Raw genomic sequence first — 22,174 nt, 5'->3', positions numbered from 1 at the left:
TGCTTGCTTAGTTTAGAAAATACCCGACAGGACTTTTCTTAAACATGTTGATATTTAAGAATTTAATTTCCGTAAACTTTTTCTCTTAGTCGATTTGTCTGTTCCAGTGGCGATGGGCGGTAATCACTTCAACGAAAGATGAAGCAAATTCGGATCCAGCAGTTGCTGCGACTACCCCCGGCTGGTTTTCGATATGTGCTGCTTCCAGCCATTGCTGGCCATCGTGTGTAGCACCAATCGGTTTGTAATGATCAAATGCTTCACCGATATAGCGTGCTGCTTCCTTGGCGAATTTTCTGCTGACATCCGGACCGCCTACTGCATAAATGGCATCATACAGCACCGGATCTGTGGTATTGAAAGTATGGTCGGCGGTGATTCCCTTGCCGCCCGTACCTTTCAGTTCGCCTTGCATTTCACTGACCACTTCGTACTGCACACCTTTCGCCTGCAGCTCTTTAAGGACATTCAACACTTCTTCTTCGTTAAAGCCATTATCAATCAGTACACCCACTTTACGAGTCGCCGGAGATTTTACTGTATTTTCCAGGCTAAGTGCCGGCGAGGCCTTTGTGACATTCGAACCTCCGCTTGCCGGAGGTGCAACTCCAATGTTTTTGGCCACTGCCTGTGCCATTTCCAAGTTGACGTTAGTGAACATCTCAACAGCACCTTCACGAATCCAAGATTCCTGGCATTTTCCAAGTTCAAAACTGAACGCCTCAATAATATGCTCTTTCTCTGGGGAAGTCATACTGTTCCAGAACATTGTGGCTTGAGAAAAATGATCGTTAAAACTTTCACTGCGCGCACGTACTTTGCGTCCATCCACTTTCTCCTGATAATGAGAATAGCCGCCTTCCGCTTCGCTTACTGGAGCAGGTGTACTGTTGGTGAATGAACTTTTTTGATAAGAAACCCGTCCCTTATTGATCGTTTGGCGTCCGACACCATCCCGTTGGTTATTATGGAAAGGGCAAACCGGCCGATTGATCGGAAGTTCATGGAAATTCGGACCGTTCAACCGAAGGAGTTGAGTGTCTGTATAGGAGAACAGACGTCCTTGAAGCAACGGATCGTTTGAAAAATCAATTCCCGGCACTACATGTCCAGGATGGAATGCCACTTGTTCAGTTTCCGCAAAGACATTATCCACATTGCGGTTCAGCGTCATTTTACCGATGATTTGGATTGGAATTTCTTCCTGCGGCCACAATTTCGTAGCATCCAGCAAATCAAAATCAAACTTGTATTCATCGTCCTCAGGTACAATCTGAACACCCAACTCCCATTCTGGGAAATCCCCTTGCTCAATGGAATCGTATAAGTCCCGGCGATTGAAATCCGGATCTTTTCCGGCGATTTTCTGTGCTTCGTCCCATACGAGCGAATGAGTGCCCAGTGTTGATTTCCAATTGAATTTGACAAAATGCGACTTGCCTTCTGCATTGACGAAACGGAAAGCATGTACACCAAAGCCGTCCATCATACGGAAACTGCGCGGAATCGCGCGATCAGACATCAGCCACATCATCATATGAGCCGTTTCCTGATTATTGATGACGAAATCCCATAAGGTATCATGTGCACTGGCTGCCTGCGGCATTTCGTTATGCGGCTCCGGTTTCACAGCGTGGACAAAGTCTGGAAACTTGATGGCATCCTGGATAAAGAACACCGGCATGTTATTGCCGACCAAATCATAATTTCCTTCTTCTGTGTAAAACTTCGTCGCAAACCCTCTTACGTCCCTGACGGTTTCTGCAGAGCCCTTTGACCCGGCAACAGTGGAAAACCGTACGAAAACAGGCGTTTTCTTGCCTTTTTCAGAAAGGAACTTGGCTTTCGTCAAATGCTCTAAGGAATCATATGCTTCAAAGACACCATGGGCTGCATAGCCTCTAGCATGAACTACGCGCTCAGGAATGCGTTCATGGTCAAAATGCGTCATTTTTTCCCGGAAATGGAAATCCTCCATCAAAGTGGGGCCCCGTTCTCCAGCCTTCAATGAAAACTCGTCTTCGGCCATTTTCAGCCCCTGATTGGTCGTCAGGCTTTTTCCGGAATCATCTGTCCGATATTGCTCCAATTGTTCATCTTTGCTGTTTTCATTCACTTCAGGACTTTTCGCCATTTTGCCACTCCTTTTGTTTTTATATTCTTTCTTTTACTACCCTGTCTTCTTTCGCAGCACACCTCAATTTAGATTTTCTCCAATAAAAAACTCCACAAGCTTGGAGAGCCTGCGGAGTTCCTTATTAAAAAATGCTTAAATCCCATTCTTTTGATATTTGCCGCAGCATCATCGTTCCTGCTGCACTGTTTCCCTGCACATCAATCGCGGGGCCATAGACACCAATTCCCGCTCCTGCACGGAATTCATAAGTCTGTGAATGAAGTTTGGGAGGAACAGCAGCCATAATGCCTCCTGATACACCACTTTTTGCCGGAATCCCGACATGCGCTGCAAAATTCCCAGAAGAGTTGTACATGCCGCATGTCACCATTAGCACCTTCGCCACTTGAGCAATTTCTTCCGAAAAATGTTTTACTTTCGTGATTGGATTGTATCCGTCATAAGCGATGATCAAGCCGATCAGCGCCAAATCCTTGGTGCTCACTTTAATGGCGCATTGGCGAATATAAATATCCAACGCTTCTTCCACTTCAAGATCCAGAAATTTAGCTTCCTTCAAATAATAAGCGAGTGCCCGGTTACGGTGGGATGATTGCCATTCCGAATCGTACACTTCCTTATCCAATTCCAACGGATGGCCGACCAGTTCTTCCAGAAAATGCAGGAGATACTCATATTTCTTTTGGCTTGTTTGTCCCGGAAGCAAGGCTGATATCGTAATAGCTCCCGCATTGATAAACGGATTGAAGGGCTTGTTCGGCCGGTGGATTTCAAATGGGATAATCGAGTTGAATGCTTCTCCGGTCGGTTCGACATCCACCCGTTCCAGTACAAATTCCAAACCGTAATGGCAGCTCAATGCGATGAATGTCAATGCTTTTGAAATGCTCTGGAGGGTAAATTCTTTATCCGTATCCCCCGCGCAATAATAGTTTCCTTCATCATCAACCATGCAGATCCCCAGTTGGCTCGGATCTTCTTTCCCTAGTGCCGGTATGTATTGGGCAGTCGTCCCCAATACAGCATGGCCTTTGTTTTCTTGAACCCAAGCTTCTAATTGTTCTTGAATATGCGGATTGGTTTGCATTGCCATCCCTCCTTAAGTTACTTTCTTCCTATCATGAATGAAAGCAACAGCCTTTGTCAAAAGCCACTGGCCTGCATAGAGAACACGTCAACCAATAGATGTGTCCTTAACCAAAGACAAACTGCACCTCAAGTGATGGTTCACTCAAGGTGCAGTTTGTCATAAAAGATTTTATTAAAGCTTATCGTACCATTCTTTAGCGGCTTCCACTTCAGGCATCGTCAATTGATGGCCAAAGTCTTCCCAATGCAATTGGACGTCCGCCCCTGCGCCAGCCAATAATTTTTCCAGGTCTGTTGACTCTTCTGCCGGACAGATCGGGTCGTTGGTGCCTGCCGCAATAAACACCGGTACACCCGTTAAATTCGGCAATTCGGCATCACGATTCGGCACCATCGGGTGATGCAAAATAGCCCCTTTCAGCGAATCCGCATACGTAAACAGCAAGTTTGCTGCAATATTGGCACCATTTGAATAGCCGATGGCAATAACGTTGCGGCGATTAAAACCATGTTCTTCAGACGCTTGACCAATAAATTCATGCAGTTCTTCTGTACGGATTTTTAAATCCTCCATATCGAAGACACCCTCTGACAAGCGTTTGAAAAAGCGCGGCATGCCGTTTTCCGACACATTTCCACGAACACTCAATACAGCCGCTTCCGGATCAATATGAGCGGCAATGGCCAATAAGTCGTTTTCGTTTCCACCTGTTCCGTGAAGCATAAGAAAAGTCGGTTTTTCAGGATTGCTGCCTTGTTGAAAAATATGTTTCATTAGTTGAGAACCTCCAATTATAATGTCGATAAGTCGAAATGAAGAAGCAAATTTCTGTAGTTTGAAACGTATTAGCATTTAGTTTACTTAAGAGTTCTATGCCTTTTTTCTATTCCCTAATTAATTTAACCAGAAACTTATCTCGAATTCAAGATAATAATACCATAAATCTTTTCTTCCTTCAAAAGAAAAGGCCCATAGCACGAATGTGCATGGGCCTCTTGCTGTTATCAGGCTTCAGACTGCAGCATGTCCTCTAAATTTTCTTTGGAGAATAAATAGTTCTCATTGCAGAAATGGCATTGTGCTTCCGCTTGGCCGTCGGTCACGATCATATCTTCGATTTCTGCAGCGCCCAAGCCTTGAATCGCTCTGGAAATCCGGTCTCTTGAGCATTGGCACTGAAATTGGACAGGCATTTCTTCGAGCACTTTAACATTGCCTGCACCCAATACTTCATTTAAGATATCTTCCGGCGTCATTCCCTGCCGCACCATATTGGAAATGGTCGGAATGGTTTTCAGACGCTCCTCGATATCCGTGATGACTTTTTCTTCTGTCCCGGGAAGCAATTGGATGATGAATCCGCCAGAAGCTTGGATGGTGTTGTCAGGATTGACGATAACGCCAACACCGACAGAAGAAGGTATCTGCTCAGAAGTAACGATATAATGGGTAAAATCCTCGCCGAGTTCACCGGACACCAAAGGAACTTGCCCTACAAATGGCTGAAGCAAGCCAATATCTTTGGAAACTGCCAACGTGCCTTCCGTACCGACCGCTCTTCTGACATCCAGTTTGCCTTGCTCGTTCAAATCAAAATGGGTCAAAGGATTGGATACGTATCCACGGACTTCCCCTTTGGCGTTTGCATCCACCAGAATTGTTCCGATTGGACCTCCTCCATTTATTCGGATCGTCAATTTTTCTTCGCCTTTCATCATGGCACCCAGCATGACACTCGCTGTCATGGAACGGCCAAGTGCAGCAGAGGCAGTCGGCCATGTATAATGGCGGCGCTGCGCTTCTCCAACAGTTTCAGTTGTGCGTGCCGCATAGGCGCGCACTTGCCCATCAAAGGCTAAGGCTTTCACTAAGTAATCGTTCATTTTGTTCTCCCTTTCTCTATCAAGCTTTCTACTCTTGGATGGCTTGTTTTTTTGCACGGACTTTGTCCGGAGTGATGTCATCGCCTAACGGGTCAATGACCGTCATATTGGTGACGGTGGATTCAATCTGTCCGCGAATGGACCGCAAATAGTCTTCACGCAATACTTGGCGCTCGACTTTTTCTGCATTGGTCAATCCTTCTTCACGTGCTTTTTTCGCTAATTGATTAATGCGCGGCAAGATGGCAATCATTTTCTTCTCCTCTTTCCCTTTTTGTTCCGCTTTAACGGGCAATGGATCAACCAACAATCAGCAGGGGTTAAAGAACCTGTCTGAAGTTTCTCTATCCGACCAGCTTTTGTGCCAGCCATTCGTTTAATTTTCTCGTTTTTTCCTGAAAACGCTGTTCATTCATTTTCTCAGAAAGCAAAGCAATGGTTTCCTGTTCCATCCGGAGGCGCCAGGCATTTTCTGCGTCAAGCATCAAATCCGTCAACAGACAGCAACGCTCCGGTTCCTCCAGTTCAAGCAAATCACCGAGCACGCCACTTGGAGAATACAGTGCCTGCTGTCCCTCAATCGCTTCATATATATCAAAAACACTGATGTTTTCCGGTTTTTTATTAAGTTTAAACCCGCCTTTAACTCCTGGCACAGAAGTGATCAAGCCTGCACTGACCAGTTTTCTCAACAGCTTCTGAAAATAGGTCGGAGAAGTGCCGAGCTGTTGGCTGATGGCTTCACCCGGAAGCACCGCTTTATCAGGAAGCATATTCAATAATAAAATCGCATATACCGATTGTTCTACACCTGGTTTCATGTGCACCCAAATCACCCTCTTTCAATTAAGGATAAAATTTATCCTCGTTATCCACAATAAACTATCTCGAATTAAAAGTAAATAAATATGCCTGCTTATTCCGGAAATAGAAAAAGGGGCTGTCCTATAAGTCTCTAAAATAAAACAGCGGGAGAGAAAGAAAACCTTTTTCTCTCCGCTGTTTTTTGATGGGGGAATACGTTTTCTGAGAACCGCTGGCTGATGGGAATGGAGGCGGCGACTCCAGCGGGAACAGCGCGAGCTGGAGCCACTGGACTGAGCGCAGCGAGGGAAACGGCAGAAGCCGTGCCCGCGGAACGCGTCCGCCGCAATGGACATCTGCCGGGTCTTTCGGGAACGACAAAAGGGCTGCCACCAAAAGTCATTTTCATGACCTTTTGGGACAGCCCCCTTTGATATGGAATGGATAAAAATTAGCCAGCTGCAGAACCAGCTAAACAATGCCCGATATAGCACCATAGACAAGCGCCAGTAGAATGACCATTGCCGGATGGATCTTCCTGATTTCCAACAGCCAGTAGCTGATGATGATCAGGATAACTGTCTGGACAGTGCCTGAAGTATCGACAGAAGTCATGAAAAACTGTAATGTCATAGCACCGAGCAGCACGGCGATGACCGGTCGGACCAACCTCGTAATATTTTTGACTTTCGGCGAATCTTTGTATTTCAACAAGGTCACCATCAACAGCACCATCAGAATAAGAGAAGGCGCAACTGAAGCGAATAAAGCAACGATCGCCCCCAAAACGCCGCCTTCCATATAGCCGATATAGCCTGCCATTTTCGTAGCGATCGGACCCGGCAACGCATTGCCCAAAGCCAAGACTTCACCGAATTCCTGGGTGGTCATCCACCCGTAGCGGTCCACCACTTCTTTTTCCACCAGTGGAATCGAAGCTGGGCCTCCGCCATATCCTAAAATGCCCGGAATAAAAAATGCCAAGAAAATGTACCAGTAAATCATTTCGACCTTTCCCCTTTCTTAAAGGAAGTTAAGGAAAGAATCAAAATTCCCATTATCACGATAGCCGGATGGATATTCAATACTTCTAATAGAACGATGGCGATTCCCGTAAACAGAATCGCTCGGCCAATCCCCAAAGCTTGGCCAGATTTCTGAAAGAAATCCCATGTCATCACTGCCAGCATGACCCCGACAACCGGTACGACAGCGGCGGACATGCTGTTGACCCAATCCAGCTCTTTATACTTCTGCAAGATGCCCAACAGAAGAATCATCAACACCACTGTCGGAATAACGGATGCGGCCAAGGCAATAAGGCAGCCAATCACTCCGTTGACCCGGTAGCCGATATAACCCGCCATCTTTGTGGCAATCGGTCCTGGCATGGTGTTCCCCAAGGCTAAGGTATCGCCGAATTCATCTTCTGTCATCCATTTATAATTGACCACGGCTTCACGGTGAAAAAGCGGAATTGCAGCAGGTCCACCACCAAACCCCAATAGGCCGACACGAAAAAAAGCGGCAAAAAGATCTTTGTTTGTTTTTAATTTGGATTGTCCCATTTCTTTTCCTCCACTTTTCAAAGCCTACCAGGCGGCCACTGCACCATCCGTACGTGATTCGGTGCCGCCGGCCAAGACACCTGTCTCAGGATTGCGCCAAATGATTTGTCCTCTTCCGAAACTGCCGCCATCGGTCGCTACTTGAATTTGATGGCCTTTGCGGGATAAAGCCTGTGCCAGGTAATTCGGGAAAGTCGGTTCCACAAGAACAATTTTCCCTTCCATCCATTGCCACCTGGGGGCATCAAGAGCCGCTTGAGGATTCATCAAATAGTCGATGGTATTGGTGACTACCTGGAAATGGCCTTGTGGCTGCATATAGCCGCCCATTACACCAAATGGCCCTACAGCTTTCCCTTCTTTTGTCAGGAACCCTGGAATGATGGTATGGAAGGTCCGCTTGCCTCCAGCTATTACATTCGGATGTTCAGGATCCAATGAAAAATCCGCCCCGCGGTTCTGCAGGCTGATGCCGGTTTCCGGAATGACGATACCTGAGCCAAAGCCCATGTAATTGCTTTGGATATAGGAGATCATATTGCCTTCTTCGTCTGCTGCCGACAAATAAACCGTTCCGCCTTTCGGCAATTCATAAGGTTCGGGGTCACAGGCATTTTCGCCGATCGTCTTGGCCCGTGCTGCTGCATACTCTTTCGACAAAAGGTGTTCCGTACTGACCGGCATATTTTCCGGCTCAGTTATAAACGCTTTTCCATCTGTAAATGCCAGTTTCATGGCCTCAATCTGTTCATGATACGTATCAGCAGATTGCCATTTCGGCTCTCCCAATTCTTTAAAGATATTCAAAGCCATCAAAGCGACCATACCTTGGCCATTGGGCGGAATCTCCCATACATCATAGCCTCGATAATTTGTTGAAACCGGCTCCACCCACTCCGGCTTGAATGCTTTTAAATCTTCTTTTGCTAAAAATCCTTCATGCTTTTTCATGAAGTCATCAATTTTGTCAGCGATTGCGCCTTCATAGAAAGAACGTGCATCGGTTTGCCCGATTTCAATCAATGTACGCGCATGTCCAGGAGACGACCATATTTCACCGATTTCAGGTGCACGGCCGTTCGGTGCAAAGGTATCGAACCATCCTTTATATTCTTCGTTCGTAAATGTATTTTTGTATTTGGAATAAGCGGCTTTCCAGTACTTCCCGAGAATCGGCGTCAATGGATAGCCTTCCTCCGCATAACGGATTGCAGGCTTTAATGCATCCGCCAACGACAATTTACCGAATTTCCGTGATAATTCAGCCCAAGCAGCTGGCACCCCTGGTACCGTTATGGGCACCAAACCGAATGTCGGCATTTTCTCGAAACCGAGCGCTTTGACTGCTTCTGGAGAAATGCTTTTCGGTGCAGGCCCCGAGCTGTTCAAGCCATGTAATTTATCTTTTACCCAGACCAATGCGAAAGCATCTCCCCCAATGCCATTCGAAGTCGGTTCCACAACTGTCAAAGCGGCAGCGGTTGCTATCGCTGCATCAATGGCGTTCCCACCATTTTGCATAATTTCAATACCGGCCTGTGCTGCAAGCGGCTGAGAAGTCGCCACCATTCCTTTTTTTGAAAATACGGTTTGTCTTTGTGATGCAAACGGATTATGTAAATAGTCCATTCTAATCCTCCCTTTCTCCCAATATCCCTTTTATGCCCCACCATCAAGCAGAACCTTTATTCCACTATTCGGTGTAAATCTATTCGATCGAAATCCACAGACAGCCCACTTTTTGGCCTGCCTGTGAATAAGCTTTATTTCACTATAACAAAGCAAGAATAACCCCAAGTATAAAGTATCCAGTAGTATATTTCCACTCGATAAACTAAAAATACGGAATATTCCCATTTAAAAAACCCAGTAACTTCCTGCTTTCAAAGCAAAACCCTGCTGACCGCTAATGCGGTCAGCAGGGCTCTATCTTATCAACAGTCAGTTTCTTAAACCGAACACTGTACACTCGATTCCCGGAGCCACTTCAACTTTCCGCTGTTCCTGAAAACCGAATGCTTGATATAAGGCAATCGCCGGTTTATTGGCAGTTCCCGTGCTGACGATGAACTCATAGCCTTTATAGCGCTTCAGTAAATATTCCAACAGCCTTTTGCCGATGCCTCTGCGGAAATATGCCGGATTTACGATAAGTCGGTGAATATCCACAAGTCCGTCCACCATTTTATACGATACTACTCCCATCAGTTCTTCCTCCTGGAAACCGACAAATAATTCCCCGCTGTTTTGAATATCGATAGCCGTTTCATGAAGTTGAGGAATTTCGTAAAAATCCATAAGCTCAGCTTCTATGCCGTAGGCAGGAAGTTGGATTTCCAATATCTCCTGGGCCACCTGCTTATTGCGGTGATTGATTTCTCCAATCATGTATTTCTCCTCCAGCTGATTTAATCAAGCCATGAGCTTCTATGCCTGTGTGTTTTATTTTTGAAGAAAATCGATCAATTCATCAAAACGGGCTGTAGCATCCTGATATCCTTGCTGATATAAAACTTCCAGCTTTTCCTGATCGCGTTCAATCCCTCGGATCCCATACAAATTCATTGGCCGAATCACCATTGCCAAACCTTCCTGCTCCAATTGATCAATAAAATCCATTGTTTCGTTGTAATAAAGGTGGCGGCTTTCCATTTTCTTTGCGATAGCCGGATATTGGCGGACAAAAGCAGGCAAGATGCGTGCAAATCGGCTCCTCTTTTTGCGGTAGCCTTTTTCTCTCGTCAACACAATGATTGGTTTGGTGACACCATCGGATAAAGCTTTTCGGATGGGAAGCGGATCTGCAATGCTGCCATCCATCAATAATTTCCCCGCGAACTCCACCGGTTTTGACATTAAAGGCAAAGAACTGGAAGCTCTCACAATCGTCAATACATCTTCTGGCCGATTTTGTTTTTCAAAATAAACCGCTTCTCCTGTCAGGCAATCCGTTGCCCCTACGACAAATTCTTCTGTCGCATTATTAAAGCGTTCATAATCAAAAGGCACGAGGCTGTTCGGAATTTCATTAAAGATTAAATCCATCCCGAACAATTCCCGTTTCACCAATAAATTTTTAACCGATATATATTCCGGATGGTTCACATAGCCGATGGTCACTTCCCGGTTCCGCCCGTTTTGCCTGGAAATATAGGATGCAGCATGGCAAGCGCCCGCTGACACCCCAATGACGTAATCGACAAAAATCTCTTCCTCCAACAACTTTTCGAGGACTCCTCCTGTATAAACACCACGCATGCCACCGCCTTCCAGGATCAATCCACTTTTCATCTGAATCCCCCCTGCTGGTTGAATCAACCACAGGCTCCGGTCAACTCAACCGACTTTTTCAATCAATTCCGGTTTATTGTTTTTTGGAGAATTGACTTCTTCCGAAACACGGTATGCTTCCATTTCATCAGCTTTATAGGGCTTCAATAGGCCTTTCAATGTTTCGACGTCCTCCACATTTGGATCCAGCCACATTTCCTCTTCTTCTTTCGTTAAAATAACCGGCATGCGGTCATGAATCGATTTCATCAATGAATTGGCCTCTGTTGTCAAAATGGAACACGTATTGACCGTCTTGCCATCGCGCGCTTTCCACGATTCCCATAAAGCGGCAAAAGCAAAAGGTTCTCCGTTTTTCAATTTGATGCGCATCGGGATTTTTTCACCGTCTTTACGCTGCCATTCGTAGAAAGAGTCTGCAACTACCAGACAGCGCTTCTTTTTAAAGGCATTACGGAAACTTGGCTTTTCCGCCACTGTCTCTGATCGCGCATTGATCATTTTAGAGCCGATTTTTTCGTCCTTTGCCCAAGGCGGAATCAGTCCCCACCTGAGTGAACCCAGTCGGTTTTTATGGCCATCGTTGATAATCGCAATGATTTGCTGGGAAGGAGCCACATTATAGCTTGGTGTGTATTCACCTTCATCTACAGCCATTTTTTCAACATTAAAACGGTCAATCAAAATCGCATAATCAGTGAATAATGAATACCTTCCACACACATTCATCACGCCTTTCTCTGTATGTTTTCTACTTTTAATATACCAGAAATAGTGGCTCTCTTCTTTTCAATTGCCTTGTTTACCCGAAGTATTCAGATAATATCAAACCTTTTTAAAAGACCTGAAACTGTCCATTTTCTTGTCCATACGTCTTGCAGTTTCGATAGATTTTTTCAGTTATCTTTATTCCTTTAAATCGATAGCCCTAAGCCTTTGCATCCATTAAGACTCAAAATCCAAGGAAAATACGTTACAGCCCCTTAAATGGCTAAATAGTGTTATAATAGAAGAACAACGAGTTATATTAGGAGGAATTACATGGCTACTGCACGCGAAATGAGTCTGGTCAACAAGGATTTTCTGGTTGAAGAATTAGGGCTGAAACAACAAGGAAACTCAACTATCTTTATGAATGAAGATTGTTTTGTATTATCCCCATCTGTTCAGCGATATGAAAAAGGTTTTGACGTCAGTGAATTCAATTTGGCAAAGTTCGATCCTGAACGCCAACAAGGCTTTTTGCTCGTACGGTACATGGACACCTTTTTAATGGCGAAGCTTGAAAGCTTCACGAAAAAAATGATGCTTCCTGAACTCCAAATTAAAAAGAAAAACACGAAACCTCATTGGAAGTTCACAGTTGCTGAAAATCCAGCTTACCATATCGTCAATACACAGAATAAGGAACTGCGTTACCGTTTGCAGGAGCCTACAAAAAAACAGATTGCATCTTTCTTCAAGAAAATATAATCTTTTCCCGCTGCCGGAGTGCATGCGGGTTTTTTTATTCCACTTTTAGTCAGTAAATGATAAAGAACTCCCACTAGTTGAAGTTTCTCTTTATTCTTCTATCCTTTGTATGGATTTTCTGCTTAACATGTTAATATGAAGAATATTATGAATTTCTTGGGGTGGCAACCTTTTAAAATACAGTTGCTGTACAAGGAAAGTGATTATCGATTGGAAGTGACCCATGGCTACTCAACGATATACCGTAAAAGACCGCCAGTTTTGGAAAATCATCATCAGCCTTTTGTTTGCATCTTTGTTTATTTTTGCGAACATGTATGCTGTTCAGCCTTTGCTCCCTGTTTTTGTGGACGAATTTCAAGTGTCTGTTTCGACAGCCAGTTTAGCTTTATCATTGACCATCATCGGATTGATCCTGGGATTGATTGTTCTCGGATTTTTTTCTGACCGCAATGGCCGGAAATCTTACATCATCTATTCTCTATTGGGATCAGCTATCCCTTTTTTCATTATTCCGCTGACAGATTCCTTTGCGGTGCTGTTGATTCTTCGCTTTATTCAAGGATTCGCGCTGGCCGGTGTACCAGCCGCCGCTCTTGCCTACATCAGTGAGGAAATCGATCGCAAGAATATCGCGTATGCAACCGCTTTGTATATTTCCAGCAACGCGCTGGGTGGCATGCTCGGCCGTGTCCTGACAGGCTACCTGACTGACCACTTTTCTTGGCAACTCTCATTCTACGCCTTTGCTGTCACAGGTCTTCTTTTATTTGCAGCAGTGGTGTACTTGCTGCCGCCATCACAGAATTTCAAGTCCAGTCACTTAAGTTTTGCAAAAGATATTGAAGGGTTCCTATTCCATTTAAAGAATCCCGCACTTCTCGTCGTTTTTGGGCTTGGTGCCATATTGCAGGTATCCTTTACGGGCATTTGGACATATCTTCCTTTCCATCTGGAAGCCCCTCCCTATTCGATGTCGCTGCAGGCCATCTCTTATTTATTCTTTGCCTATGGAATTGGTGTCATTGGCTCTCCGCTAGCCGGCCGGGCTGCCGAGAAATTCGGCCTGCGCAATGTCCGGCTGGCTGGGGTCTTTATCTTATCCGCCGGCATTTTCATGACACTCAGCCCTTATCTCTGGATGATTGTTGTCGGCCTCTGTGTAACCTGCTTGGGATTCTTCACTTCCCATTCCCTGACAGCCGCCTCTGTCGGCCAGCAGGCTGCCCACCATAAAGGAAGTGCCTCCAGTTTGTATTTGGTTTCTTATTACATTGGGGTGGCAGCCGGAAGCTCCTTGCTGAGCCCGTTGTGGACAGCTGCCGGATGGAGTGGATTGGTTCTCTTCACTGCAATTTTACCGCTCCTATACATAACGTTCATTACCCTATTCAGAAAAAAAGCAGGCTCCACCGCGAGGTGAGCCTGCTTTTTGCTGTCTTTTTGGAATGTTTCTTTACTCAAGGAATTCCGCTGGAATTGATAGCAGATCAAGTCCCCAAACGAGCGGCAGGAAGTAGAAAACCGCAAGTCCGACAAAGAAAATACCGAATATATTTAAGGCCAAGCCTGCTTTTGCCATATCGGCAATCCGCAAATACCCAGAGCCGAAGACGACCGCATTTGGCGGTGTCGCAACCGGCAACATGAATGCACAGGACGCAGCAACAGCTGCAGTGACCATCAAAGCATAAGGATGGATGCTGAGCGCTACAGCCAGTGACGCCATAATCGGGAACATCATAGAAGCCGTTGCCGTATTGGACGTAATTTCAGTCAAGAACAAGACAAGTGCAGCGACTACCAGAACGATGATCAGGACATTGACGCCCTGCAAGCCGATCAATTGGCTTCCGATCCATTCAGACAGACCCGAGTTCGTAAAGCCAGCAGCGATGGCCAGCCCTCCACCGAACAGCAGCAAAATGCCCCAAGGCAGTTTAACAGCCGTTGCCCAATCCAATAAATGATCCCCTTTTCTATTCTTGGAAGGAACAATGAACAAGATCATGGCCGCAATCAATCCGACCATCGCGTCCGTCACTTCCAAGTCAGGCGCAAAAGCATCTAGGATGAACGAGCGGCTGATCCAAGCAAGTGCTACCGCTATAAAGACGACAAATACTGCTTTTTCTTCGTATGAAGCAGCGCCCAAATCGGTTTTCTGCTGGCGTATCACTTCGCTTCCGCCAGGCAGGTGCTTTAATTTTTGCGGGTAAGCAAATTTCACTAGATATACCCAAGCAACCAAAATAAAAATCCATGCTAACGGAACACCAAATAGCATCCATTGTGCAAATGTAATTTCAATGCCATAAATTTCATTGACCGCCCCTGCCAATAACGTGTTCGGCGGTGTTCCGATCAATGTCGCAATTCCGCCGAGTGAGGCAGAGTAGGCAATTCCGAGCATCAATGCCTTACCAAAACCAAAGTTCTCTTTTGAAGTATCGATGGAAGGGTCGTCTTTTAAGGCATCCGATACTTGATAGATGATGGCCAAACCAATCGGCACCATCATCATGGCAGTGGCCGTATTGGAAATCCACATGGATAGGAATCCGGTAGCCACCATGAAGCCCAGTACAATTCGTTCAGTATTGGTTCCGATGATTGAAATGATGGTAAGGGCAATGCGCTTATGCAAGTTCCATTTTTCCATCGTCAGGGCAATCATGAAGCCGCCCATAAAGAGGAAGATTGTATCATTTCCATAGGCAGATGTCGTGGAGCTGACATCCAGACCACCGGTCATTGGAAACAGAATAATCGGCAGAAGCGAAGTGGCCGGAATCGGAATCGCTTCCGTAATCCACCAAGTGGCAATCCAAATTGTACTTGCCAAAATGGCTTTTGCTTCAGGCGGTAAACCTTCGGGATTAACAAAGATTAAAGTTAAGACAAAAAGAAGCGGCCCCAAAAATAAGCCAATTAACTGCGGTGTGTTGTAACTACGCTTTTTTTTGCGTTCGTCATAAGATCCGGCATCCTCAGCCCGATCACGGCCTTCCGGTATGCCCGCTCCTGGGTTAGTAAATAAACGGAACGTGTCTTTTGCCTGGTCATGTTTTTCCCACATCCAGTTCCATGTAGCAGAAATCATACTATCCCTCCACTTTCTTAAAAAAAAGAATTATTCAACAATTACTGTCATAATTGTATAGGTTTATATGTTCGCAAACAAGCGGATAAATGACAAAATCGAACCACTTTGAAAAATGGACACAAAAAAGGGCTGGGAACAATGCATCCCTGCCCTTTATCTTTCGAATTTCTCAATCGTTTTTAGCGGTGTATTATTGATTTTCTGATTCGCCAATTGGATTTCGTTCATCTCCAACTCCAGTATTGCTGTGAGCTCCACTTTTCTCCATACTTTTTCCATCTTCCCGTGATTCTTGATCAATGCTTTCAAACTCTTCACGCTGCCGCCGATTCTGTTTCGTTTGCGGATTCGCGTCTCTTGAGAAATCATTTTTAGCCATACCATCATTCCTCCCATAAGTAGTTACCCCTCTACTTCCCTTCTAACATAAAGTAAAACGTTTTATAGAGGGATAAAAACTCCATAGCCAAAGTAGACAGACAAAAGTGATAAAAGAGCGAAAACCAGGTATTCGGAAGTGCCGCCAGTCGTAGCAGTCACAGGAAAACGGACATTCCACTTGAAGGGAAAGAACAGTTTTACTCCTCTTTTTGTCGCCATATCCAAGACAATATGGCTGGCCATACCGACAAGCAGGCCTGCTGAAATGGCTTCCACTGGCATGAAGTTATTCAGCAGAACCGCGAATAATACCAAAAACAGCAGGCTGTGGGTGAATGTCCGATGTCCGAATAGACCATTGATCAACTTGGAAAGAACAGGCAACGCACGGCCAATTTTGCTGCTGCCATGGCAGATATCCGGGATCACCGACCCGATGACGCCTGCCCCGAGCAATAGCACCGGTTCATAATTCGTAATTTGTGCAAAGGCAAGGCTTGCTGTTATGCCGCCTAGGATGTGTGTCTTGCCTGTCATGCTTTCTTCTCTCCTTTAATAGTGCTATTTTTATTATACTAAAAAGTTGTGTATGCTGAAGACAAGGGAATTAATTATTTAAGTTAAGCTACTCACTTAAATAGGTATTATTCTGCTGTAGTTATTCCTCAAATCAGCTCCTGAAAACCAAATACTCGTGGAGCGATTGCTTAAGAATCTCTTTCCGTGTACAGGTTTGAGCATTCATTCTTAATTTCAACCTAATTAAAAGGAGGCGTCATTATGGGAATTCATCGTTTTTTTACATCATTGAATGATTTAGAGCGGATTATCCGTGCACCTGGCAGATTTAAATTTGAAGAACATAATGTTGCAGCCCATTCGTGGAAAGTGAGCCAATACGCCATGTTTTTTGCCACGATCGAAGAACGCGCCGGACGTGAAGTTGATTGGAAGGCATTATATGAAAAGACCATCAACCATGATTTTGCTGAAGTGTTTATCGGCGACATTAAAACACCGGTCAAATATGCTTCACCTGAGCTGAAAGAAATGATTGCAAAAGTGGAGGAAGGCATGATGGAAAAGTTCATCCTGCGTGAGATTCCGGAAGAATTTCAAGATGTCTTTTTCGAACGCATGAAAGAAGGGAAAGACGCGACTGTAGAAGGGCGGCTGCTGGAACTGGCGGATAAACTGGACCAATTCTATGAAGCATTCGCGGAGTTGAAACGCGGCAATACCGACAAAGAATTTGTGGTGATGTACCGGATTGCTTTGACTAAAATACTGGATCTGCCTTTGCCGGCAAGCATTGCTTATTTCAGAGATGTCATGCTTGGCGATGTGATCAACGAAGACACAGCTATCGATGTAAAAGAGATTACGCGCCAGATCATTGCTGAACATTAAAGCTTCAGTATATATTTCAAGCTCAAAATATGGTAAATTTAACTTCAACAAATACTTTCGGAGGTGAATCCCTTATTTAAGGGAATTTATTGGACCCCATACTTTTATTGAATTTAGTTTTGCTCGTCTTATTAATCGCGTTAACGGCTGTTTTCGTCGGATCAGAGTTTGCCGTCGTTAAAGTCCGGATGTCGCGCATCGACCAATTGATTGATGAAGGAAACAAAAAAGCTGTATTGGTTAAGAAAATCACCAGTGACCTTGATTACTACCTGTCCGCATGTCAGCTTGGCATTACCGTTACCGCCCTCGGACTTGGCTGGTTAGGTGAACCGACTATTGAACGGCTTTTGCATCCTTTATTCGAAACGCTCGGTGTTCCTGCATCTGCTTCTACCATCATTTCCTTTGTGCTGGCTTTTTCACTGGTGACTTTTCTTCATGTGGTCATCGGAGAAATGGCCCCCAAATCATTGGCACTTCAATTTGCTGAACGGATGACTTTGACGCTGTCGCCATTCCTTTATTGGTTCGGCAAAATCATGTACCCGTTCATTTTCATCCTGAATGGTTCGGCTCGTATTCTTTTACGGGTTTTCGGTGTAGAACCTGCCAAAGAAGAACAAGCCCATTCAGAAGAAGAACTGAAGATCATCATGGCGCAAAGTTTCCAAAGTGGGGAAATTAATCAAACTGAACTTTCCTACATGCAGAACATCTTTGCTTTTGATGAGCGCAGTGCAAAAGACGTAATGATTCCCCGTACTCAAATGATCGCTTTTTCTGATGATTTGACGAACGAGGAGCTTCTGGTGGAAATCCGTGAGCATCGTTTTACACGTTATCCTATCGCCAGAGACGGGGACAAAGACGATCTTGTCGGTTTTATCAACGCCAAAGAAGTGTTGACGCATTATGCCGTCAACGGCCAATTTGAAATGTCAGAACTGATACATGACCTTCCTTATTTTCATGAAACCACACCACTTCAAAATGCCTTAGTGAAAATGCAAAAAGAGCGTACGCATATCGCTTTGGTCATTGATGAGTATGGTGGAACTTCAGGTCTGATTACAATGGAAGACATATTAGAGGAAATCGTCGGAGAAATCCGTGATGAATTTGATGAAGAGGAAGATGAGGAAATTATTAAGGAAAGCGAAACCCGCTATCTTCTGAATGGACGTGTCCTTTTAAAAGATCTCGAAGAACGTTTCGGCTTTACATTCGAAGACAGTGAAGACATCGACACAATCGCTGGTTGGATTCAGCATCAATTGATTGAAGCCGAAACCGGCGACCAGTTCATAAAAGAAGGTTGCCAGTGGTCGATTGTGGAAATGGAAAATCACCACATTCTGAAAGTTGCCTGTGACCTGTTGCAAAAGTCATCTTAAAAAGGATGTCCGCCTGCGGACATCCTTTTTTTGTGTTCCAAATAATCTAGCTTCATTTTATAAATGCGTCTGTTTTCGTTTTTAGGGTTAACCAGCTGTGCAATAGGGCATATAAAGAATAACTAATTCTAAAATGGAGGTTGTTCTATGAGTAAAGCTATGGGGTTCGTCAAAGAACTTGGCAGTGAATTCAAAAAAGATAAAGCAACGACCCTGGCTGCAGCACAGGCTTATTACTATCTACTCGCTATTGTTCCTTTATTGATTTTGCTGCTGGCTATTTTGCCTTATCTTCAGATTGATCCACAGAAAGCCGTGGATTTCATCGGTACCATTCTTCCAGGAGAAGTGGCTACAACATTCCAGGATACCATCGTCAGTGTTGTCACCACCCCTTCAGGCGGTTTGTTGACATTCGGTATTTTGGGTACGCTTTGGTCTGCATCAAACGCATTGACTGCTTTTATCGATGCCACCAACCAAGCCTATGGAGTCGAAGAAAGCCGTTCATTCATCAAGCTGAAAGCAACAGCTATCGTCTTGACGCTTGGCATGCTGGTTGCGGTCATCGTTGCCCTTATTTTGCCGATTTTCGGTGGTACGATTATCGATATGATCAAATCATTTTTGAACTTGCCAGAGCAAACCGAAATTATTTTCCAAGTATTGCGTTGGGTTGTCTCCATCGCAGTCATGAGTATTGTATTGGCTCTTATGTACAAGTTCGCTCCTGACAAACATTTCCCATTCAAGGAAGTTATCATCGGCGCTGTCATCGCAACAGTCCTGTGGCAAGTTGTGTCATTCGGATTCTCCATCTATGTTGCTAACTTCGGCAGCTATTCAGCGACCTACGGAAGTCTTGGAGGACTGATTGTCCTGATGCTTTGGTTCTTCCTGACAGGATTGATTCTTGTTATCGGTGCTGAAATCAATGCTATTCTGCACAGACGCAAAAATGCGAAAGGAGCAGATTCTTCTGACCCTGTTGCGCAAAGCGAAGCAAATCAAAAAGAAGCGAAAGACACAGAGTCTTCCATGAACAAATACTAAACCACAAAGCCCCTTCACCGAAAAAGGTGAAGGGGCTTTTTTATCAGTTCATTTTTGATCCACTTTTTCGAAAAGAGCCATCCATTCGTCGATTGTGAAGTCCTGGATCTTGCCATCTTGGCCATTGATCGCAAAATAGTCGATGGCTTTCTGAGTTGCCCCGGTCAGGTGCCGGGAAACCTCTTCCATCTGCCCCTCGCTTTCAGCAGTACGTGCTACCCATGAAGGATAGTCAAACGTCTTCCGCCGATCGGCCGACTTCAGTTCTTTCATTCCATTTTCCTTCAGCAGCGTGGCCCATTCCGCTTTTGATAAGCACCGAAAATGGCTGTGGTCTCTTAATCGTTCCGTCGTATTCATAAACTCCGCCAATTCGGGATCGGCTGGTGCGACATTGTCGATCAGAATAAACTTGCCGCCTTTCTTCAAAACCTTCGCTACTTCGGAGATAAAGCGGTCTGGTTGCGGAAAATGATGCGGTGCAATCCGGCATACTGCTGCATCAAAGGTTTCTGTGAGAAATGGCAAGGCTTCGGCATCCGCCACCACGTACTCGATGTTGTCGAAGTTGTGCCGCAGATGTTTTGCTGTATTTTCCAACATCGCTCTCGTCAGATCCGTAGAAAATACTGTGGCCACATGTGGCGCCAATGTTTTTGTCACATGTCCCCCGCCTGTTGCAATATCCAGCACTTTCCACGTTTTTTCAGGTTTCAGCCAGTCAACAAGCAACGGCAAATCATCCCCTTTTGCGTGGCTGTTGCTGGTGACGTATTTATCAGCGTTCTTCCCGAACACTTCTTCTACTTTTTGTTTCGGTGTCTTTTTCATGCCGGTCCTCCTTATTCACATTCCTGGGCGGTGGTTTAGAAAGTTGCGGTACGCAAACCCTTCCACTTCTGTTTCCGTATACTGCTTTTGCAATTCGTTGATCAAATTAGGGAATTCCGATGCATTTCCAAGCCCTGTAATGTGTGAAGAAATTCCATCAAAATCCGATCCGATGCCGACTTGCTGAATTCCTCCAAGCGAACAGAGATAATCGATGTGGCGGACCAAATCCGATATCGTTGCCTGTTCACTGTCTTTATTGATAAACTGCGGAGCAAATACGACATCGATCATGCCATTGTTGGTGAACATCGCCCGAATTTGTTCATCATTCAGATTCCGTGGATGATCACAAAGAGACCGGGCATTGGAATGGCTGGCAATCGGGTATTTTGCAAGGTCCATGACATCCCAAAATCCCTTGATGGATAAATGGGACACATCCGTAAACACATGATGTTCGTTATTGAGGCAGACCACTTCTTTCCCCAAGACCGTCAATCCCGCACCTCTCGGATCTCCGACACCATCCGCACAAAGATTGGCATTATTCCAAGTCAGTCCGATCGAAAGCACACCCAGACGATAGAGGTGGCGCAGCTTTGTTAAATCATTGCCGAACGCATCGGCTCCCTCTAAGGTCAAAACAGCGCCAATTTCATCTGGCTTTAATTGGTCAATGTCCTTCCATTCTTTGATATGCTTCATCAATGGATTTTTCCCGAGGATTTCGCTGTAGAATATATCCACTTGCTCGAGAGCGTGCTGCCATTTTTCATCAGAAGGAAATTCCGGATGGATAAAGATGGCGAAAAACTGTACTTTTACACCGCCTGCCTGCAGCCGTTCAAAATTGGTCTCGAGGTCATTCGACTTCCGGTAGTCCAACATTTCCCCGTCGAATAACGTATTCCGTTTTGCAATCTGCAGTTTCAGCAGCGCATCGCAATGTGTATCGAAAATCTTCATCTACTCATCTCCTTCTTCTCGGCAGGCTTCGATAAAGCCTTGGAAGATACCCAGCGACGCCGAATCGGCAGCTCTTGCCATGTTTTCCGGATGCCATTGCACACCCAACGCAAAATGATGTTTTGTACTTTCAATCGCTTCCACAATGCCGTCACTTGATACACCGCTGACGATCATCGGCTGAGGCACCTGGCGGTTAGCTTGATGATGGCGGCTATTAACTTTCAGGCGCTTGAGTCCAGTTAAGCGGTGCAGCAGCGATCCTTCTGTTACCTCAACAAAATGAGAACCGTGGAACCGCGGTGCTTTTTGCTGATGCTGCAGCAAATCTGCTTTTGCTTGTGTGGTGATGTCCTGATACATATCGCCTCCGACCGCAATATTCAAAATTTGTGCTCCCCGGCACACACCAAGAATCGGCTTTTTCAATTCCAGAACTTTTTTCGTTAGAGCCAGCTCAAATACATCGCGTGAAGGAATAATTACGCCAAGGTTCGGATGCGGCTCCTCGCCGAATAAAGTCGGATCAATGTCATAACCTCCCGCCAGGAAAAGCCCGTCGATATGTTCAGCAATTTCATCGATATCCGCCTCTTCCATCAAGTGTGGGAGCATGATCGGCAAGCCGCCTGCGGCTAAAATCGCTTCTGAGTCCGCCAGTTCAATATCGTATGCATCGCGTCCCAATTCCAGAGATGCCGTAAGGCCAATAATCGGTTTCATCTATGTATACCCTCCCATTTTTAAAAACTGAATATAATAAACATACAGAATTTACTGG

The 22,174-nt window shown here is 45.2% G+C and carries 24 protein-coding genes; 6 read left to right on the top strand and 18 right to left on the bottom strand.

From position 1 onward, the window contains the following. Positions 1 to 85: 85 nt before the first annotated feature. The 6 genes from QMA01_RS10460 to QMA01_RS10435 form a co-directional block, all read right to left on the bottom strand. Positions 86 to 2,134, bottom strand: a complete 2,049-nt coding sequence (locus QMA01_RS10460; RefSeq protein WP_290214932.1) for a catalase — start codon at positions 2,132 to 2,134, stop codon at positions 86 to 88. A gap of 124 nt (positions 2,135 to 2,258) precedes the next feature. After that, positions 2,259 to 3,224, bottom strand: coding sequence for a glutaminase (locus QMA01_RS10455; RefSeq protein WP_290183927.1), 966 nt, complete (start codon positions 3,222 to 3,224; stop codon positions 2,259 to 2,261). A 174-nt stretch (positions 3,225 to 3,398) separates the two neighbouring features. Beyond that, positions 3,399 to 4,001: an alpha/beta hydrolase gene (locus QMA01_RS10450; RefSeq protein ID WP_191715026.1), complete on the bottom strand. Its 603-nt coding sequence runs from the start codon at positions 3,999 to 4,001 to the stop codon at positions 3,399 to 3,401. A 230-nt stretch (positions 4,002 to 4,231) separates the two neighbouring features. Further along, on the bottom strand, positions 4,232 to 5,110 hold the full coding sequence (gene hslO, locus QMA01_RS10445) for an Hsp33 family molecular chaperone HslO (RefSeq protein WP_191715025.1): 879 nt from the start codon (positions 5,108 to 5,110) through the stop codon (positions 4,232 to 4,234). A 28-nt stretch (positions 5,111 to 5,138) separates the two neighbouring features. Then, entirely contained in the window at positions 5,139 to 5,363 is a 225-nt protein-coding gene (locus tag QMA01_RS10440) for a DUF896 domain-containing protein (protein WP_203338949.1), read from the bottom strand. 91 nt (positions 5,364 to 5,454) lie between these two features. After that, on the bottom strand, positions 5,455 to 5,937 hold the full coding sequence (locus QMA01_RS10435) for an RrF2 family transcriptional regulator (protein WP_191715023.1): 483 nt from the start codon (positions 5,935 to 5,937) through the stop codon (positions 5,455 to 5,457). Positions 5,938 to 6,153: 216 nt separating this feature from the next. Here QMA01_RS10435 and QMA01_RS10430 point away from each other — a divergent pair, with 216 nt between their 5' ends. Then, positions 6,154 to 6,348 carry a hypothetical protein gene (locus QMA01_RS10430; RefSeq protein ID WP_290214931.1) on the top strand — a complete coding sequence of 65 codons (195 nt, stop codon included), beginning with the start codon at positions 6,154 to 6,156 and terminating at the stop codon, positions 6,346 to 6,348. A gap of 37 nt (positions 6,349 to 6,385) precedes the next feature. Here QMA01_RS10430 and QMA01_RS10425 read toward each other — a convergent pair whose 3' ends face one another. The 6 genes from QMA01_RS10425 to QMA01_RS10400 all read right to left on the bottom strand — a co-directional run bounded on the left by QMA01_RS10425 (position 6,386) and on the right by QMA01_RS10400 (position 11,496). After that, positions 6,386 to 6,919: a chromate transporter gene (locus QMA01_RS10425; protein ID WP_191715021.1), complete on the bottom strand. Its 534-nt coding sequence runs from the start codon at positions 6,917 to 6,919 to the stop codon at positions 6,386 to 6,388. Continuing rightward, the gene (locus QMA01_RS10420) at positions 6,916 to 7,482 is read right to left on the bottom strand and encodes a chromate transporter (RefSeq protein ID WP_191715020.1); all 567 of its coding nucleotides are present in this window, start codon (positions 7,480 to 7,482) and stop codon (positions 6,916 to 6,918) included. The genes QMA01_RS10425 and QMA01_RS10420 overlap by 4 nt, the downstream gene beginning before the upstream one ends. A 24-nt stretch (positions 7,483 to 7,506) precedes the next feature. After that, positions 7,507 to 9,111 (bottom strand): gamma-glutamyltransferase family protein, encoded by a 1,605-nt coding sequence (locus QMA01_RS10415; protein WP_290214930.1) that lies wholly within the window; start codon positions 9,109 to 9,111, stop codon positions 7,507 to 7,509. 312 nt (positions 9,112 to 9,423) lie between these two features. Continuing rightward, on the bottom strand, positions 9,424 to 9,870 hold the full coding sequence (locus QMA01_RS10410) for a GNAT family N-acetyltransferase (protein WP_191715018.1): 447 nt from the start codon (positions 9,868 to 9,870) through the stop codon (positions 9,424 to 9,426). Between the two features lie 54 nt (positions 9,871 to 9,924). Then, positions 9,925 to 10,779, bottom strand: coding sequence for a patatin-like phospholipase family protein (locus QMA01_RS10405; protein ID WP_290214998.1), 855 nt, complete (start codon positions 10,777 to 10,779; stop codon positions 9,925 to 9,927). A 39-nt stretch (positions 10,780 to 10,818) separates the two neighbouring features. Beyond that, entirely contained in the window at positions 10,819 to 11,496 is a 678-nt protein-coding gene (locus QMA01_RS10400) for an SOS response-associated peptidase (RefSeq protein ID WP_290214997.1), read from the bottom strand. A 318-nt stretch (positions 11,497 to 11,814) separates the two neighbouring features. Here QMA01_RS10400 and QMA01_RS10395 point away from each other — a divergent pair, with 318 nt between their 5' ends. Both QMA01_RS10395 and QMA01_RS10390 read left to right on the top strand, forming a co-directional pair. Beyond that, positions 11,815 to 12,246 carry a hypothetical protein gene (locus tag QMA01_RS10395; RefSeq protein ID WP_191715016.1) on the top strand — a complete coding sequence of 144 codons (432 nt, stop codon included), beginning with the start codon at positions 11,815 to 11,817 and terminating at the stop codon, positions 12,244 to 12,246. 223 nt (positions 12,247 to 12,469) lie between these two features. Continuing rightward, entirely contained in the window at positions 12,470 to 13,669 is a 1,200-nt protein-coding gene (locus QMA01_RS10390) for an MFS transporter (RefSeq protein ID WP_191715015.1), read from the top strand. 33 nt (positions 13,670 to 13,702) lie between these two features. Here QMA01_RS10390 and QMA01_RS10385 read toward each other — a convergent pair whose 3' ends face one another. From QMA01_RS10385 to QMA01_RS10375, 3 genes are all read right to left on the bottom strand, one after another. Then, positions 13,703 to 15,349 carry an SLC13 family permease gene (locus QMA01_RS10385; protein WP_290214929.1) on the bottom strand — a complete coding sequence of 549 codons (1,647 nt, stop codon included), beginning with the start codon at positions 15,347 to 15,349 and terminating at the stop codon, positions 13,703 to 13,705. Positions 15,350 to 15,505: 156 nt separating this feature from the next. Next, positions 15,506 to 15,748 carry a hypothetical protein gene (locus QMA01_RS10380; RefSeq protein WP_191715013.1) on the bottom strand — a complete coding sequence of 81 codons (243 nt, stop codon included), beginning with the start codon at positions 15,746 to 15,748 and terminating at the stop codon, positions 15,506 to 15,508. Positions 15,749 to 15,793: 45 nt separating this feature from the next. Further along, complete coding sequence (locus tag QMA01_RS10375; RefSeq protein ID WP_191715012.1) at positions 15,794 to 16,270, bottom strand: metal-dependent hydrolase; 477 nt, start codon at positions 16,268 to 16,270, stop codon at positions 15,794 to 15,796. Positions 16,271 to 16,513: 243 nt separating this feature from the next. Between QMA01_RS10375 and QMA01_RS10370 the strand changes: the two genes are divergently transcribed. From QMA01_RS10370 to QMA01_RS10360, 3 genes are all read left to right on the top strand, one after another. Beyond that, a complete protein-coding gene (locus QMA01_RS10370; RefSeq protein WP_191715011.1) occupies positions 16,514 to 17,143 on the top strand; it encodes a YfbR-like 5'-deoxynucleotidase in 630 nt (209 codons plus the stop codon). 89 nt (positions 17,144 to 17,232) lie between these two features. Then, positions 17,233 to 18,540: a hemolysin family protein gene (locus tag QMA01_RS10365; protein ID WP_225218432.1), complete on the top strand. Its 1,308-nt coding sequence runs from the start codon at positions 17,233 to 17,235 to the stop codon at positions 18,538 to 18,540. Between the two features lie 147 nt (positions 18,541 to 18,687). After that, positions 18,688 to 19,593 (top strand): YihY/virulence factor BrkB family protein, encoded by a 906-nt coding sequence (locus QMA01_RS10360; protein WP_191715010.1) that lies wholly within the window; start codon positions 18,688 to 18,690, stop codon positions 19,591 to 19,593. Between the two features lie 48 nt (positions 19,594 to 19,641). On the opposite strand, the gene QMA01_RS10355 is transcribed toward QMA01_RS10360, so the two are convergent. The 3 genes from QMA01_RS10355 to QMA01_RS10345 are packed head-to-tail and all read right to left on the bottom strand — an operon-like array spanning position 19,642 to position 22,116. Then, positions 19,642 to 20,424: a class I SAM-dependent methyltransferase gene (locus QMA01_RS10355; protein ID WP_290214928.1), complete on the bottom strand. Its 783-nt coding sequence runs from the start codon at positions 20,422 to 20,424 to the stop codon at positions 19,642 to 19,644. Positions 20,425 to 20,439: 15 nt separating this feature from the next. Continuing rightward, the gene (locus QMA01_RS10350; protein WP_290214927.1) at positions 20,440 to 21,393 is read right to left on the bottom strand and encodes a dipeptidase; all 954 of its coding nucleotides are present in this window, start codon (positions 21,391 to 21,393) and stop codon (positions 20,440 to 20,442) included. Next, on the bottom strand, positions 21,394 to 22,116 hold the full coding sequence (locus QMA01_RS10345) for a gamma-glutamyl-gamma-aminobutyrate hydrolase family protein (RefSeq protein WP_191715007.1): 723 nt from the start codon (positions 22,114 to 22,116) through the stop codon (positions 21,394 to 21,396). Positions 22,117 to 22,174 lie beyond the last annotated feature (58 nt).

Origin of the sequence: Planococcus notacanthi (assembly GCF_030407825.1) — a bacterium.
Taxonomy (GTDB): Bacteria; Bacillota; Bacilli; order Bacillales_A; family Planococcaceae; genus Planococcus; species Planococcus notacanthi.
This window is presented reverse-complemented; position numbering and strand designations above follow the sequence as displayed.